Source organism: Orenia metallireducens (assembly GCF_001693735.1).
Classification (GTDB): Bacteria; Bacillota; Halanaerobiia; order Halobacteroidales; family Halobacteroidaceae; genus Orenia; species Orenia metallireducens.
Map to the genome: position 1 here is coordinate 288,357 of NZ_LWDV01000008.1, position 14,289 is coordinate 302,645.

The following is a 14,289-nucleotide window of genomic DNA, read 5'->3' on the forward strand; positions in this document are numbered from 1 at the left end:
GCCTGAAAGAAGTCTTATTAAAATAAGACTTCTTTTTTATCTTTATTTTAGAATAAACCTTAGTTAATTTAGAGGATAGAGAAGGATGTTTTTGATTTGATGTATAAATATGGAATATAGTTGGGATAATAACCTACTGTTTAATTTTAAAATTCTAAAAAATTAGGCAAGTAGGAGGGAGAAAAGATGGAAGATAAACTTTATTGGATTTGGTTAAATAAGGTTAAGGGTTTAGGTCCTATCAAAGTTAAGAAGTTATTAGACTATTTTGCTGATGCTAAAGGTATTTGGGAAGCGAGTATAGAAGAAATAACTGCTGCTGAAGGGATTGGAATATCTTTAGGGAAGAGAATTATCACTTCAAAAGATAAATTTGACTTTGAAAAAGAGTATATAAGTTTAAATAAATTTGGAGTTAAGGTTGTAACTTTGGCAGATAAATGTTATCCTAAATTATTAAAGGAGATATATGATTCTCCTCCTATACTATATTATAAAGGTGATTTATCTAAAATTAACAGACCATCATTATCAGTTGTTGGTTCTAGAAAATATACGACCTATGGTAAGGCTATAGCTAATAAGCTCAGTAAAAGATTGACTGAGTTAGGAGTAAGCATTGTTAGTGGTATGGCTAGAGGAATAGATACTTTTGCTCATCAGGGTGCTTTAGAAGGTGGTATAACTTATGCAGTTTTAGGGTCAGGTATTGATAATATTTATCCCCCTGAAAATACAACTCTTGCTAAAAGGATAGCTGAAGAAGGAGCTATTCTCAGCCCTTTTCCTTTAGGTACTAGACCTTATGCTAAGAATTTTCCTGTTAGAAATAGAATAATTAGTGGGTTAACTTTAGGGACAGTTGTTGTAGAGGCTACCAAGAAGAGTGGTTCATTAATTACTGCTGAAATGGCTTTAGAGCAGGGTAGAGAAGTCTTTGCAATTCCAGGGGATATTACAAGAGAGCAGAGCAAAGGTACTAATAAGTTGATAAAAACTGGAGCGAAATTGGTGCAAAATATAGATGATATTTTAGAAGAATTGCCTTTATTAGAGACTATAAGTAGTTCCGCTGAAGAATCTAGTGCAGATTTACAGAAGGATAATGGGCTAGAAACCACAAATAGTAAATTAATGAAGGAATTAAATGAAAAGCAGAAAATAGTATATAATAGATTATCTTATACCCCTCAACAGTTTGAATATTTATTGAATACTCTTCCCCTAAATTCAGCACAGCTAAATACAATCTTACTAGAATTAGAGATTGAAGGGATAATAGAACAGCTGCCTGGAAAGAGGTTTAGATTAGCTAATTAGATAGTTTATTCTTATTTAGCTATTAAATTCTTTAGAGCTATATAGGATAGATTAAATATTATTGTGTATTAATATTATGAAATTTTTGAAATTAATTCTATTCTAGATATCTTTACATAATTATATTAATAGTAGAGTAGATGATTATATTATAGAAACCTTTGTTCAGTTAGTTGATTATAATGTTAGTTATGCTGAAAAATTAATTAGGAGAAGTAATTATAGTACTAATTTATATACTTTTATATCTATTCTCTAAACATAAGCCTTCTATAAATACTATAATAAGAAACAAGACTATTAGTAAATCATCTTGGTTAACAGCATATGAGATTAATTATCTTACATAAAAGAAGAATTATTAAAGGTAAAGAAAGGAGGAAGTATGGTAAGTGATTTTACCATACAGATACATAAACATGAATCAGAATATATTTGAAATAATTAGTCAACTAGTAAGAAGACTATTATATGATGGAGATGTTATTAGAGATGAAGAGAGGTTGATTAACTCTTTAAGGGATGAAGGCTATGACTTAGATGAGATTAATCAAGCTTTTGAATTTATATTTTCTTCTTCGGAAATAATAGACTTACCAGAAAAAGAGCAGAAAAGAAATAAAGTTAAGGTCAATAAATTTAGACAGAGGGTACTTGATTTTAGAGAAAGATTTAAGTTTAGTCTAGAGGTACAAGGAATTATCATTAAGCTTAATACTTTAAATTTAATCAAAGAAGAGGAATTAGAAAGAATAATAGCTAGATCCTTAGTAGAGCAGGATAAAGTCATTGGTATTACAGAGTTTTGGGATATATTAGAAGAGGTAATTGATAATGATTTAAGATTACTTGCTATTACCAATCAAATTAATGAATTTCAAGAGATTATTGATACAGAGGATAAATATTTAAATTAAGTTATGGAGGTGTTAAAATGCCTAAATCCAAGAAAAAGAAGAAATTGGTAATTGTAGAATCTCCAGCTAAAGCCAAGACAATCAGCAAGTTTTTGGGCAGAGGATTTGAAGTAGAGGCCTCAATGGGTCATGTGATTGATTTACCCAAAAGCCAATTGGGTGTAGATACTGAGAATGATTTTGAACCTAAATATATTACTATTAGAGGTAAAGGAAAGACCCTACAAAATTTGAGAAAGAAAGCTAAGAAAGCAGAAGATGTACTGTTAGCAACAGACCCTGACCGTGAAGGAGAAGCTATTTCTTGGCATTTAGCTCATGCTTTAAAGATAGATGAGAAGAGTGAATGTAGAATAGAGTTTAATGAGATAACCAAAGATGCGATTCAAAGAGCATTAAAAGAAGTCCGCTCTATTGATATAGACAGAGTAAATGCTCAACAAGCTAGAAGGATTTTAGATAGATTGGTTGGTTATAAGTTAAGCCCATTATTATGGCAGAAGGTCAGAAAAGGGTTAAGTGCTGGGCGGGTCCAATCTGTAGCAGTTAAGATTATCTGCGATAGAGAAGAAGAGATTGATAATTTTGTTCCAGAAGAATATTGGACAATCGATACTAAAGTTAAAGTAGAGGGCAAAGAAGAGTTTGATGCCAAGTTACATAGAATCGATAATAAGAAGTTTAGGATAGCAAACCAAGAAGAAGCAGATAAGATTTCTAAGGAGTTAAAAGAAGAAGATTTAAAGATTAATAAGATTGAAGAGAAGCAAAGGAGGCGCTATCCATCTCCACCCTTTACCACAAGTACTTTACAACAACAAGCTGCTAACAAAATTAACTTTACAACTAAGAAGACTATGTATGTAGCCCAACAATTATATGAAGGTTTAGAGCTAGGGGCTGATGGAACTGTAGGTCTAATTACCTACATGAGAACCGACTCTACAAGAATTTCCGATGAAGCTAAAGGGCAATTAAGAGATTTTATTAAAGGTGAGTATGGTGACAAGTATTTATCCAAAAAGCCTAAAAGCTATAAAGCCAAATCAGGCTCTCAAGATGCCCATGAAGCGATTAGACCTACTTCGGTACACAGAACCCCAGATAAGGTAAAAGATTACTTAAATAAGGAACAATATAAACTATATAAATTAATCTGGGAACGCTTTGTAGCAAGTCAGATGAGTCCAGCAGTCTATAAGACTTTAACTGTTGATATTAGAGGTGGTAGGTACTCTTTATTGGCTAGAGGCTCAATAGAGTTATTTGCTGGATTTTTGAAGGTGGATACCAGTAAACAGAGTACTAAAGATGAGCTTTTACCAGAACTAGAAGAAGGAGAGAAGGTTAATTTACTTAAGGTTATTCCTGAACAGCACTTTACTCAACCACCAGCACGTTATACAGAAGCGAAGCTAGTAAAGGTTTTAGAGCAGAAAGGAATTGGGCGTCCAAGTACTTATGCTACGATAGTTGGAACTATCCAAAATCGTGGTTATGTAGAGAAGAAAAGTGGTAAATTTATAGCAACAGAATTAGGAAAGGTAGTTAATGAACTATTATCAGAACATTTTCCACAGGTTACTGATATAGAGTTTACAGCTAAACTAGAGAGTGATTTAGATGAGATTGAATCAGGTAAGGTAGATTGGGTTAAGTTATTGAATGATTTATACTTTCCTTTTGAACACAGACTTGAAGAGGCTTATGAGAATATGGAAAGTGTTTCAATGGAAGAAGAGACCGATGAAATCTGTGAAAAATGTGGAAAGAACATGGTAATTAAATACGGTAGATATGGTAAGTTTTTAGCTTGCCCAGGGTATCCTGATTGCAAGAATACCAAGCCTTTCTTAAATAAAGTAGGGATAGAGTGTCCAGATTGTGGTGATGGAGAGATAGTAAAGCGTAAAAGTAAAAAGGGTAAGGTCTTTTATGGTTGTAGTAACTACCCCGATTGTGAATTTATGAGTTGGGATGAGCCTGTTGAAGAGGAATGCCCTGAGTGTGAAAATAATTTCTTACTAAGAAAGAGTACTAAAAAAGAGACTAAATTATACTGTACAAATAAAGAGTGTGGTTATGAAAAGATTGTAGATGATGAAGAGTAAGAGTTAAGTAACTAGTCTAAGATTAAGTTTGAGTAGGTTCAAGATATGAAAATAAATATTCTGTCTTAAACCTAAACTATACTGTTAATTACAAATTAAATTTATAAGTGAGGTGAAAAATTATGTTTGAAGCAACTACTGTGATAGCTGTAAAGAAAGATGATATAGTGGCTATAGCTGGTGATGGTCAGGTTACTATGCAGCATACGGTAATGAAGCATGGAGCTAGAAAGGTTCGGAAGATCTATAATGGGAAGGTATTGGCTGGATTTGCAGGGGCAGCAGCCGATGCTTTTACTCTGTTTGAGAAGTTTGAGATGAAGCTAGAAGAGTATCGTGGTAATCTAGAAAGGGCAGCAGTAGAACTGGCTAAAGAGTGGAGAACTGATAAGATGTTAAGGAAGTTAGAAGCTTTATTAATCGTTGCTAATAAAGAATCTCTACTTGTTATTTCAGGAACTGGAGATGTAATTGAGCCTGATGATGGTGTGACAGCTATTGGTTCAGGGGGCTCATATGCTTTAGCTGCTGCAAGAGCTTTGATAGAATATTCCAACTTGACTCCTTCAGAGATTGCTGAGAAGTCTTTGAAGATAGCTGCAGATATTTGTATTTATACCAATGATAATATTACTGTGATGGAGATTTAATAAGGAGGCTAGAAAATGGAAGAGTTAACTCCTCAGGAGATAGTAAAGAGTTTGGATAAATATATTATTGGACAAAGTGATGCTAAGAAATCAGTTGCTGTTGCAATCAGAAATAGATATAGAAGAAAGAAATTACCTGCCGAATTGAAAGATGAGGTTGTCCCGAAGAATATTTTAATGATTGGACCAACAGGTGTTGGAAAGACTGAAATAGCTAGAAGGTTGGCTAAATTGGCTAAAGCCCCCTTTATTAAGGTTGAAGTAACCAAATTCACAGAGGTTGGTTATGTTGGTCGTGATGTTGAATCTATGATTAGGGATCTATTACAGATTGCTATTAGAATGGTAAAGAAAGAGAAGATGGAGCGAGTTGAAGATAAGGCAGTTAAATTAGCAGAAGAGAGAATTGTAGATCTACTCTTACCAAGACCTAAAAAGAGAGGGAGCAATCCCTTTGGTGCATTATTTGGAGAAGGAGAAGAGGAAAATAATTTTAATGATGAGAGGGAAGAACGCTTTGAAAGGCAACGTAATAAATTATGCCATCAGCTTAGATTGGGAGAGTTAGATGATAGAATTGTAGAGATTGAGGTAGAGGATACCCCTTCCCAAATGGTTGAAATCTTCTCTGGAGCTGGTGTAGAAGAGATGGGTGTTAACTTCCAAGATATCTTTGGAGGGATGTTCCCAAACCAAAAGAAGAAGCGTAAGGTAACTATCGAAGAAGCTAAAGTGATTTTAAAAGAAGAAGAGGCCCAGAAGTTAATTGATATGGATGAAGTCAGTAGAGAGGCTATTCATAGGGTAGAGGAGTCAGGTATTATCTTCTTAGATGAGATCGATAAGATAGCAGGGCACAAAATGTCTTCTAATGCAGATGTCTCTCGAGGTGGGGTACAACGGGATATCCTACCTATAGTAGAAGGTTCTACTGTAATGACTAAATATGGACCAGTAAGAACAGACCATATGCTATTTATTGCTGCAGGTGCCTTCCATGTAGCTAGTCCTACAGATTTAATTCCAGAATTACAAGGAAGATTTCCAATTAGAGTAGAATTAAATAGTTTATCAAAGGAAGATTTTAAGGAGATATTGATTAAACCACAGAATGCATTAATTAAACAATATAAAGCTTTATTGAAGACTGAGGATGTAGATATAAGCTTTACAGAGGATGCTATTGATGAATTGGCAGAGATAGCTTTTAGAGTCAATGAGCAGACAGAGAATATAGGTGCAAGAAGGTTGCATACTATCATAGAGAAATTACTAGAGGAGTTATCCTTTAAAGCCCCAGATATTGAAGAGAAGAAGATAGTCATAGATAGAAGCTATGTTAAAGATAAACTAGACAATATAGTCGAGGATAAAGATTTAAGTAAATATATATTATAATTATTTGAAATAAAAGCATGATTTGTGTATAATTTGATTAACTCCAATGTAAAATGGGTGAGAGTCAAGGGGGAAAAGTCTATGGAAGAGTTACTAAACAAGACCCGTAAGATAAATAGGTTGATTCAAAAATCTGCTGGTCATCCTGTTAACTTTAAGGAGATGTCTCATATCTTAAGTGAGACTATTGGGGCTAATGTGTACATAGTAAATGAAAATGGAAAGTTATTAGGGTATACTTTGATTGATGCTTTTGAATGTGATTTGATGTTTGAAGAGGTTATTAGTTCAGAGCAGTTCCCTGAGAGTTATAATGAGTGGTTGTTAGGTATCTATCATACTCGTTCTAATTATGAGCAGCAAGAAGGGCTTTGTGTATTTAAGGATAAGGAAGACTGTATCTTTAAACATAAGCTAACAACGGTTGTTCCTATTAATGGTGGGGGAGAAAGGTTAGGCACTTTAATAGCTGCTAGATTTGGTAAAGAATTTGATTCTAATGATTTATTATTAGCAGAGTATGGGGCTACTGTAGTTGGTATGGAGATACTGAGGTTAAGAAGTGAAAAGATGGAAGAGGAGGCTCGTAAAAGAGCAGCAGTAGATATTGCTCTACAGACTCTATCATATTCTGAATTAGAAGCTGTTGAACATATTTTTGAAGAATTAGATGGTACAGAGGGTTTATTGGTAGCAAGTAAGATTGCAGATAGGGTTGGAATCACCCGTTCTGTTATAGTTAATGCCTTAAGAAAATTTGAAAGTGCTGGTGTAATAGAATCTAAATCCTTAGGGATGAAGGGAACATATATTAAAATTTTAAATGACCGCTTAATTGAGGGGTTAGATAAATTTAAGTAAAATTTTAGAATAAAAAGAGGAAGTATAAGAATATTCTTATACTTTCTCTTTGTGTTGAATAGTTTATTATCTTAAAGATTTGATGTTAAAATCCCCTTAAGATATAATATAATTGTTGGCTTTTACATATGTTGTTAAAATTATTATTGAAAATTAAAAAGGTATTATAATATAAAGATATAATTATTTATATTAGATTAATATACCTTAAAAATCAAAATGGAATTCTATATCTAAAGATGTTTTAATTAGGGTATAACAGATAAATAGTTACTAATAATTTTTTTTGTAAAGGGCACACTTATCGAAAGATAAGGTCGCAAAACTGAGGGTCTAAGGTATGTATCGTATACTATGATTGCCAGATTACCAAAAGAGGTTAGGAGTGTATAATTGTATGCTATTCCTTTCATATATTTTGGGGAATAGTTTTTTGTCTTAATAATAATTTAAAGCAACCTATCTTATTTAATTATTAGAGCTTCTTAATTTAAAACATTTATTTCAAAAAGTATGGTTGTTTTTAGGTAATATATTCTATCCCGATATAATTTTTGTTTGCCTTGGATTAATATTTAAACATTATAACAAAGTACTAGTTTGATGCAGTTTAATAAGTTTGACAATTTATAATGATACCTATAAAATTAAAGAGTAAAAATATTATACTTTAAAGTAAGTGAATTTAATATTAGGATAGTTTGGTACTGTCTTATGCAAGTTACCTTTATATAGTAAGTCTAGTTTTATTTAAAAATAGTATATTTATGGAGAAATTTAAGGAAATTAATGAGAATAAATCGATTTCTTATCTGTTCGACAAATTTCATGTAAGTTGAAGCTAGCAAATCTACATATAGCACCAGTTAAAGGAGATAATACTTTAGCAATAAATAACATATGTTAGTGCATTTAGTGGAATAGATCTGAAATTTATAAGTAATAAGGGCAGTTATAAATAATATTAATTTGATAAAAAATCTTTATTGGTGACTATATATGGTTATTGGTTATATTTTTTTGAAGGAATTTTAAAAGTAAAGTCGAAGTTAGGAGAGTAAGTAGCGAAAGTAAGTTTTAAGAAATTCTATAAGCTATAAAGGTATCATATTAATTTAGAATATTAGTACTGTAATAAAATATATCAAGACTAGTTAAGGAGGATATGTTTGATGAAAATATTTAACAATAAGAATTTTGTTATTTTAGAAAAGAGTTTAGATGCATTGTCTAAAAATCATGATGCTATATCTAACAACATATCTAATGTAGATACGCCTGGGTATAAAAGGCAATATGTATCTTTTAAAAATGAATTAGCAAATTTGTTAGAGAATAGAAATGATTTGGCTGTAACTAACGATAAACATATATCTATTAACTCTCGAAATTTAACTTCTTTTGAAGGTAAGGTTAGAACTGAAGAGAATACTTCTATTAGAAATGATGAGAATAATGTCGATATAGATGCTGAAATGTCAATGTTAGCTAAAAACACTTTAGAATATCAAGCTCTAGTACAGAGAATATCTAGTAAGTTCAAAGGTTTACAAACGGTTATACGACAAGGAGGTAGATAGAATTGGGGCTGTTTAATGGGATAAATATAAGTGCTTCAGGTCTAACAGCACAGAGGTTAAGAATGGATCTTATTTCTAGTAATATTGCTAATATTAATACTACTAAATCTGAAGATGGAGAACCATACCGTCGTAAAATGCCTGTGTTTGCTGCTAAATTACAAGAAGAGATAAGTAAGCTAAATAAAAATAATAACAGTGTTGGAAGTGGTGTCCAGGTTGTTGCTATTGAAGATAGTAAAGAACCATTTAAGCTAATGTATAATCCTAATCATCCAGAGGCTGATCAAAATGGATATGTAAAGATGCCAAATATCAATATTGTTTCTGAAATGACCGATATGATTTCAGCTACTAGAGCATATGAGGCCAATGTTACTGCGATGAATTCAGCTAAGGCAATGGCGCAGAGTGCTTTAAAGATTGGTAGCTAAATTTATGGGGAGGTATAACTGATGAAAGTTGACAATATAACTAATCAAAGTCTTTTAAAACTAGATACATTTGATAAGAATAATAAAGATGATAAAAGAACATCTTTTGCTGAAATGTTAAAAAATTCCTTAAGAGATGTAAATAAATTACAAGAAGCTTCCAACAAAGCTAATGAAGATTTAGTCTTAGGTCGAGTTGATAGTATTCATGAGGTTATGATAGCTGGTCAAAAAGCAAAAACTTCATTAGAACTAACGACTGCTATAACAAGGAAGGCGATAGATGCATATAAAGAAGTTATGAGGATACAGGTTTAATGTATTTGTTCAGTGAGATTGGGGTGTAAATATGGTTAAAAATTTATCGCAAATAAGGGAGCAGATGCAAAATTTATGGAATAATTTTGACAAAAAGGCTAAAATAGTAATCATTGTGTCTGTTTTATTTACATTTGTTGGAATGTTATTATTAGCAAATTGGGCTAGTAAACCAGAATATACAGTTTTATTCAATAATTTAACTGTAAAAGACGCTGGTGGTATTGTAGCTAAATTAAAAGAAAATCAGGTTTCTTATAAACTTGAAGGCAATGGTACCACAATCTTAGTTCCTAAGAAACAGGTTCATAATTTGCGATTGGATTTAGCTAGCCAAGGGTTACCAACTGGTGGTAGTGTGGGCTTTGAATTGTTTGATCGTAATCAACTAGGGACTACTGATTATGAAATGAAGATTAATCATATACGTGCTTTGTCTGGTGAGTTAACAAGAACTATTCAACAGTTAGATAAAGTTATTTATGCTAAAGTACAGATTACTCCAAGTAAAACTAGCCTTTATACTGATAATGAAGAACCAGCGAAGGCATCTATAGTGTTAAGATTAAAAGAATATAGTAAGTTGACAACTAAAGAGATTAGAGCTATAGCCAATTTAGTTGCTAGTGGGGTGGAAGGTTTGACCCCTGATAAGGTAACGATTGTGGATACAGCAGGAAACTTGTTATCAGCTATGTTAGAGAATAATGAAGAAAAGTCTGATGTTAGTGATAAGTTAGACTTAAAGAAGAAGCTTGAAGATGATATCGAGAGAGATTTAAATGTAATGTTAACTAAGGTATTAGGAGTGGACAAGTTCTCTCTTACAGTTAATGCAACTTTGAATTTTGATAAAAGAAATATAGAGAGTAAAAGATATCAGCCAGTTGTAGGTGATGAGGGAATTATACGTAGTGAGCAGACCAAAGAAGAGAGTAGTGTAGGTACTACTATCAGCCCAGAAGGTGTGCCAGGAACTACATCTAACCTACCTCAATATAAGATAAATAATCAACAACAGAATCAGCATAACAAAGAAGAGCGGATAGTAAATTATGAAATTAATGAAGAGGTGGAGAGGTATGTTCAATCTCCAGGAACTATTGAAAGATTATCTGTAGCAGTAAGTGTTGATACTGCTCAAAAAGAGCTAAGTGCAGAGAAGAAAGATGCAATTACACAATTGATTTCTACTGCTGTTGGTTATGATTCTAGTAGAGGAGATCAAATTACTGTTATTGGTTATGACTTTAATAATGATTTAGATATTATGACTCAACAAGAGATGGAAGCAGCAGAAGCAAGAAAGAGAGTATTCTTGTTCTCTCTATTAGGTATTGTAGGAGTTTTAATTATTCTATTAGTAATTATAATGGCTAGAAAGAAAAATTCTCAAGATGATAACAGTCAAGTAGGGGAAAATATCAATTACTTAATTGATGAAGCAGAAGAAGAATTTGCTGTGGCTGGTAGCTTAACACCAGAAGAGAGAGAAAGACAGAAATTACAAAATCAATTACGCAATATAATCAGTGAACAGCCAGAAGAGATTGCTGGACTAATTAAAAGTTGGTTATCTGATGATTGATAGGAGGGGAGAGAGATGGCGAATTTAACTGGTAAAGAGAAAGCAGCTATTTTATTAGTTTCTTTAGGACCTGATGCATCAGCAGAGGTATTTAAGCATTTAAATGATGATGAGATTGAGGATCTTACCCTAGAGATAGCTAACTTAGATAAAGTACCAGCAGATGTTAAAGATGGGGTTTTAGATGAATTTCATCAGATGTGTGTTGCCTACGATTATATAAGTCATGGTGGTATGGATTATGCTAGAGAGGTATTAGAGAAGGCTTTAGGGCAGAATAAAGCTAATGATATTATAGATCGTTTAACTGCGTCTTTACAGGTAAGACCCTTTGATCAATTAAGGAAGACTGACCCTAGTCAGATTTTAAACTTTATTCAAAATGAGCATCCCCAGACTATTGCTTTAGTTTTAGCTTATTTAGCTCCTCAACAAGCTGCAATTATTATGTCTTCCTTACCTTATGAGAAGCAGACAGAGGTAGCTAAGAGGATTGCTATCATGGAAAGAACTAGCCCTGATGTTATTAAAGAGGTTGAAAGAGTATTAGAACAGAAGTTATCATCTCTAATGACTAATGAATATACAGTTGCTGGTGGAATTGATACAATTGTAGATATTTTAAACCTTGCTGACCGGGCTACAGAGAAGAAGATACTAGAAGACTTAGATGAACAGAATCCAGAATTGGCTGAAGATATTAGACAGAAGATGTTCGTCTTTGAAGATATTATATTGTTAACTGATAGAGACATACAGATTTTATTGAGACAAATTGATACCGATGATTTGGCATTAGCTCTTAAAACAGTAAGTGATGAGGTTGCTGAAAAGATATTCAACAACCAATCTAAGAGAGCTGCTGAAATGTTAAAAGAGGACATTGAATATCTAGGACCTGTAAGAATAAGTGATGTAGAAGAGGCCCAACAGAAGATTGTAGGTCAGATTAGAAAACTAGAAGAGGCTGGCGAAATCATCATTAATCGTGGTGGAGAGGATGAGGTCGTTGTCTAATATCATCAAATCACCTCTAGTTAAGTCAGGTGAAAAAGTAACTATTAATAATAGTAGGATACAGCGAGTTATAGATAATAAGAAGGATAATGATGATAATCAGCCTATGATAGATAGAGATAAGTTATTAAAAGAGGCTAAAGAAGAGGCTGAAAGTATTGTGAGTCAAGCTCAAGCAAAGGCTAGGGATATACTAACAAATGCAGAGAAAGAGGTTGCTAATTTAAACTCTCAGACTCAACAGAAGATACAAGAAGTTATTGAACAAGGTAAAGCTGAAGGTTATCAGCAAGGTCTACAATTAGGAAGAGAAGAAGGCTTAAATAAAGGGGTTACTCAACTACAGAACCTGATAATTAATCTTGATCAGAAAGTAGTTGAATTTAACCAAAGTTTAGAAGAGAGAGAATCAGAATTTAAAGAGGATTTAATAAGATTAGCTATTGCAATTAGTAAGAAGATAATCGGTAGAGAGTTAAAGATTGATGCTGAATTACTTAAAGGGATAATACAAAAAACCATTAGTTTATTAGATGGAGAGGAAGAGATTGTGATTAGAGTTGCTCCTAGTGATATAGAAATCTTAGCTACTTATAAAGAAGAATTGATATCCTCAAACAATGGTCTAGAGAGGGTTAAAATAGTCAGTGACGAAAATATTCAAAGCAGTGGTTGTATTATAGAGACTGATTTTGGTGGCTTTGATGCTACTATAGATTCTCAATTAGCAGAGATTGAGGCTAGATTATTGGAAGTGGATAATGATGAGTAATTCACTGTTAGGTCTAGATAATTTAATTGAGCGATTAGAAGAGGTTAGTACAATCAAGACCTTTGGTAAGGTTAAAAGGGTAGCAGGTCTGATCATCGAATCTGAAGGTCCTAATGTACATTTAGATGAGAAGTGTTTGATTCAACCAAAATTTAGTCAAGAACTTATTCAAGCGGAGGTTGTGGGATTTAAGGATAACACTGTCTTATTAATGCCTTTGGGTGAAATGAATGGAATTGGTCCAGGCTGTAAAGTTTTTGCTACTGGTCATCCCCTGATGGTGAAGGTTGGAAATCAATTATTGGGTCAAGTATTAGATGGGCTGGGTAATCCTATATCTGATTTTGCATCTGATGTGAAACTAGATGAATATCCTGTATATAATACTCCTCCAAATCCCCTTACTAGAAAGAGAATTACAGAACCTTTATCATTAGGAATTAGAAGCCTAGATGGTCTGTTGACTTGTGGTAAAGGTCAAAGGCTTGGTATCTTTGCTGGTAGTGGAGTAGGAAAGAGTACAACCTTAGGAATGATTGCCCGAAATACTAGTGCAGATATAAATGTAATTGCCTTAATTGGTGAGCGGGGAAGGGAACTTAGAGATTTTATTGAGCGTGATTTGGGATCTGAGGGTTTAAAGAAGTCTGTGGTAGTTGTGGCTACTTCAGATCAGCCTGCCTTAGTAAGATTAAAGGGGGCACTGGTTGCTACTACTATTGCCGAATATTTTAGAGATCAAGGAAAAGATGTAATGTTAATGATGGACTCTGTGACTAGATTTGCTATGGCCCAACGTGAGGTAGGTTTGGCTGTAGGTGAGCCTCCTGCTACTAGAGGATATACTCCATCGGTATTTGCAATATTGCCTAAATTGATGGAGAGAGCAGGGACAAATGACAAAGGTACAATTACAGGGCTGTATACGGTATTGGTAGAAGGTGATGATATGAATGAACCTATTGCAGATGCTGTTAGAGGTATTTTGGATGGACATGTTATCTTATCTAGAAGTTTGGCAGCCAAGAATCATTATCCTGCTGTAGATATCTTACAGAGTGCCAGTCGTGTTATGGGGGAAATTATTAGTGATGAACATAAGAAGGCTGCTAGCAAATTACGAAGTGTTTTAGCAACTTATGAAGAAGCAAAAGATTTAGTTACTATAGGTGCCTATGAAGCTGGTAATGATTCTAAATTAGATTATGCTCTTGATAAATTAGATGAGGTTAATAGGTTTTTAAGACAAGGAGTTAATGAAACTAGTAGTTATAAAGATACAATTAGTTGGTTGACAAGTATCTTTGTTGGAGAGTGATGTAA

Annotated in this window: 13 protein-coding genes and 1 riboswitch; all 13 genes read left to right on the forward strand. The window is 33.2% G+C overall.

What is annotated here, in order from left to right:
- Window positions 1-186: 186 nt before the first annotated feature.
- The 13 genes from dprA (at window position 187) to fliI (ending at window position 14,284) form a co-directional block, all read left to right on the forward strand.
- A complete protein-coding gene (gene dprA / locus U472_RS06225; RefSeq protein ID WP_068716595.1) occupies window positions 187-1,320 on the forward strand; it encodes a DNA-processing protein DprA in 1,134 nt (377 codons plus the stop codon).
- 392 nt (window positions 1,321-1,712) lie between these two features.
- The gene (locus U472_RS06230; protein ID WP_245684755.1) at window positions 1,713-2,237 is read left to right on the forward strand and encodes a DUF494 family protein; all 525 of its coding nucleotides are present in this window, start codon (window positions 1,713-1,715) and stop codon (window positions 2,235-2,237) included.
- 17 nt (window positions 2,238-2,254) lie between these two features.
- Window positions 2,255-4,348, forward strand: a complete 2,094-nt coding sequence (gene topA / locus U472_RS06235; RefSeq protein ID WP_068716597.1) for a type I DNA topoisomerase — start codon at window positions 2,255-2,257, stop codon at window positions 4,346-4,348.
- 122 nt (window positions 4,349-4,470) lie between these two features.
- The gene (hslV, locus tag U472_RS06240; RefSeq protein ID WP_068716599.1) at window positions 4,471-4,998 is read left to right on the forward strand and encodes an ATP-dependent protease subunit HslV; all 528 of its coding nucleotides are present in this window, start codon (window positions 4,471-4,473) and stop codon (window positions 4,996-4,998) included.
- 15 nt (window positions 4,999-5,013) lie between these two features.
- Window positions 5,014-6,396, forward strand: coding sequence for an ATP-dependent protease ATPase subunit HslU (hslU, locus tag U472_RS06245; RefSeq protein WP_068716601.1), 1,383 nt, complete (start codon window positions 5,014-5,016; stop codon window positions 6,394-6,396).
- 81 nt (window positions 6,397-6,477) lie between these two features.
- Window positions 6,478-7,257: a GTP-sensing pleiotropic transcriptional regulator CodY gene (codY, locus tag U472_RS06250; protein WP_068716603.1), complete on the forward strand. Its 780-nt coding sequence runs from the start codon at window positions 6,478-6,480 to the stop codon at window positions 7,255-7,257.
- Between the two features lie 284 nt (window positions 7,258-7,541).
- Window positions 7,542-7,631: riboswitch (cyclic di-GMP riboswitch) on the forward strand.
- A gap of 798 nt (window positions 7,632-8,429) precedes the next feature.
- On the forward strand, window positions 8,430-8,837 hold the full coding sequence (gene flgB / locus U472_RS06255; RefSeq protein WP_068716605.1) for a flagellar basal body rod protein FlgB: 408 nt from the start codon (window positions 8,430-8,432) through the stop codon (window positions 8,835-8,837).
- A 2-nt stretch (window positions 8,838-8,839) separates the two neighbouring features.
- Entirely contained in the window at window positions 8,840-9,271 is a 432-nt protein-coding gene (flgC, locus tag U472_RS06260; protein ID WP_068716607.1) for a flagellar basal body rod protein FlgC, read from the forward strand.
- A 21-nt stretch (window positions 9,272-9,292) separates the two neighbouring features.
- Window positions 9,293-9,589 carry a flagellar hook-basal body complex protein FliE gene (gene fliE, locus U472_RS06265; RefSeq protein WP_068716608.1) on the forward strand — a complete coding sequence of 99 codons (297 nt, stop codon included), beginning with the start codon at window positions 9,293-9,295 and terminating at the stop codon, window positions 9,587-9,589.
- A 31-nt stretch (window positions 9,590-9,620) separates the two neighbouring features.
- Window positions 9,621-11,177 (forward strand): flagellar basal-body MS-ring/collar protein FliF, encoded by a 1,557-nt coding sequence (gene fliF, locus U472_RS06270; RefSeq protein WP_068716610.1) that lies wholly within the window; start codon window positions 9,621-9,623, stop codon window positions 11,175-11,177.
- A gap of 15 nt (window positions 11,178-11,192) precedes the next feature.
- Window positions 11,193-12,194 (forward strand): flagellar motor switch protein FliG, encoded by a 1,002-nt coding sequence (gene fliG / locus U472_RS06275; protein WP_068716612.1) that lies wholly within the window; start codon window positions 11,193-11,195, stop codon window positions 12,192-12,194.
- Window positions 12,187-12,966, forward strand: a complete 780-nt coding sequence (locus tag U472_RS06280; protein ID WP_068716614.1) for a FliH/SctL family protein — start codon at window positions 12,187-12,189, stop codon at window positions 12,964-12,966. The genes fliG and U472_RS06280 overlap by 8 nt, the downstream gene beginning before the upstream one ends.
- Window positions 12,956-14,284, forward strand: a complete 1,329-nt coding sequence (fliI, locus tag U472_RS06285) for a flagellar protein export ATPase FliI (RefSeq protein WP_083189783.1) — start codon at window positions 12,956-12,958, stop codon at window positions 14,282-14,284. The genes U472_RS06280 and fliI overlap by 11 nt, the downstream gene beginning before the upstream one ends.
- Window positions 14,285-14,289: the final 5 nt, after the last annotated feature.

Coding starts and splice junctions, on each gene's coding strand:
- flgB (WP_068716605.1), top strand. CDS start 8,430: ATGAAAATATTTAACAATAAGAATTTTGTTATTTTAGAAAAGAGTTTA.
- fliF (WP_068716610.1), top strand. CDS start 9,621: ATGGTTAAAAATTTATCGCAAATAAGGGAGCAGATGCAAAATTTATGG.
- fliE (WP_068716608.1), top strand. CDS start 9,293: ATGAAAGTTGACAATATAACTAATCAAAGTCTTTTAAAACTAGATACA.
- topA (WP_068716597.1), top strand. CDS start 2,255: ATGCCTAAATCCAAGAAAAAGAAGAAATTGGTAATTGTAGAATCTCCA.
- dprA (WP_068716595.1), top strand. CDS start 187: ATGGAAGATAAACTTTATTGGATTTGGTTAAATAAGGTTAAGGGTTTA.
- codY (WP_068716603.1), top strand. CDS start 6,478: ATGGAAGAGTTACTAAACAAGACCCGTAAGATAAATAGGTTGATTCAA.
- hslV (WP_068716599.1), top strand. CDS start 4,471: ATGTTTGAAGCAACTACTGTGATAGCTGTAAAGAAAGATGATATAGTG.
- fliI (WP_083189783.1), top strand. CDS start 12,956: ATGATGAGTAATTCACTGTTAGGTCTAGATAATTTAATTGAGCGATTA.
- hslU (WP_068716601.1), top strand. CDS start 5,014: ATGGAAGAGTTAACTCCTCAGGAGATAGTAAAGAGTTTGGATAAATAT.
- fliG (WP_068716612.1), top strand. CDS start 11,193: ATGGCGAATTTAACTGGTAAAGAGAAAGCAGCTATTTTATTAGTTTCT.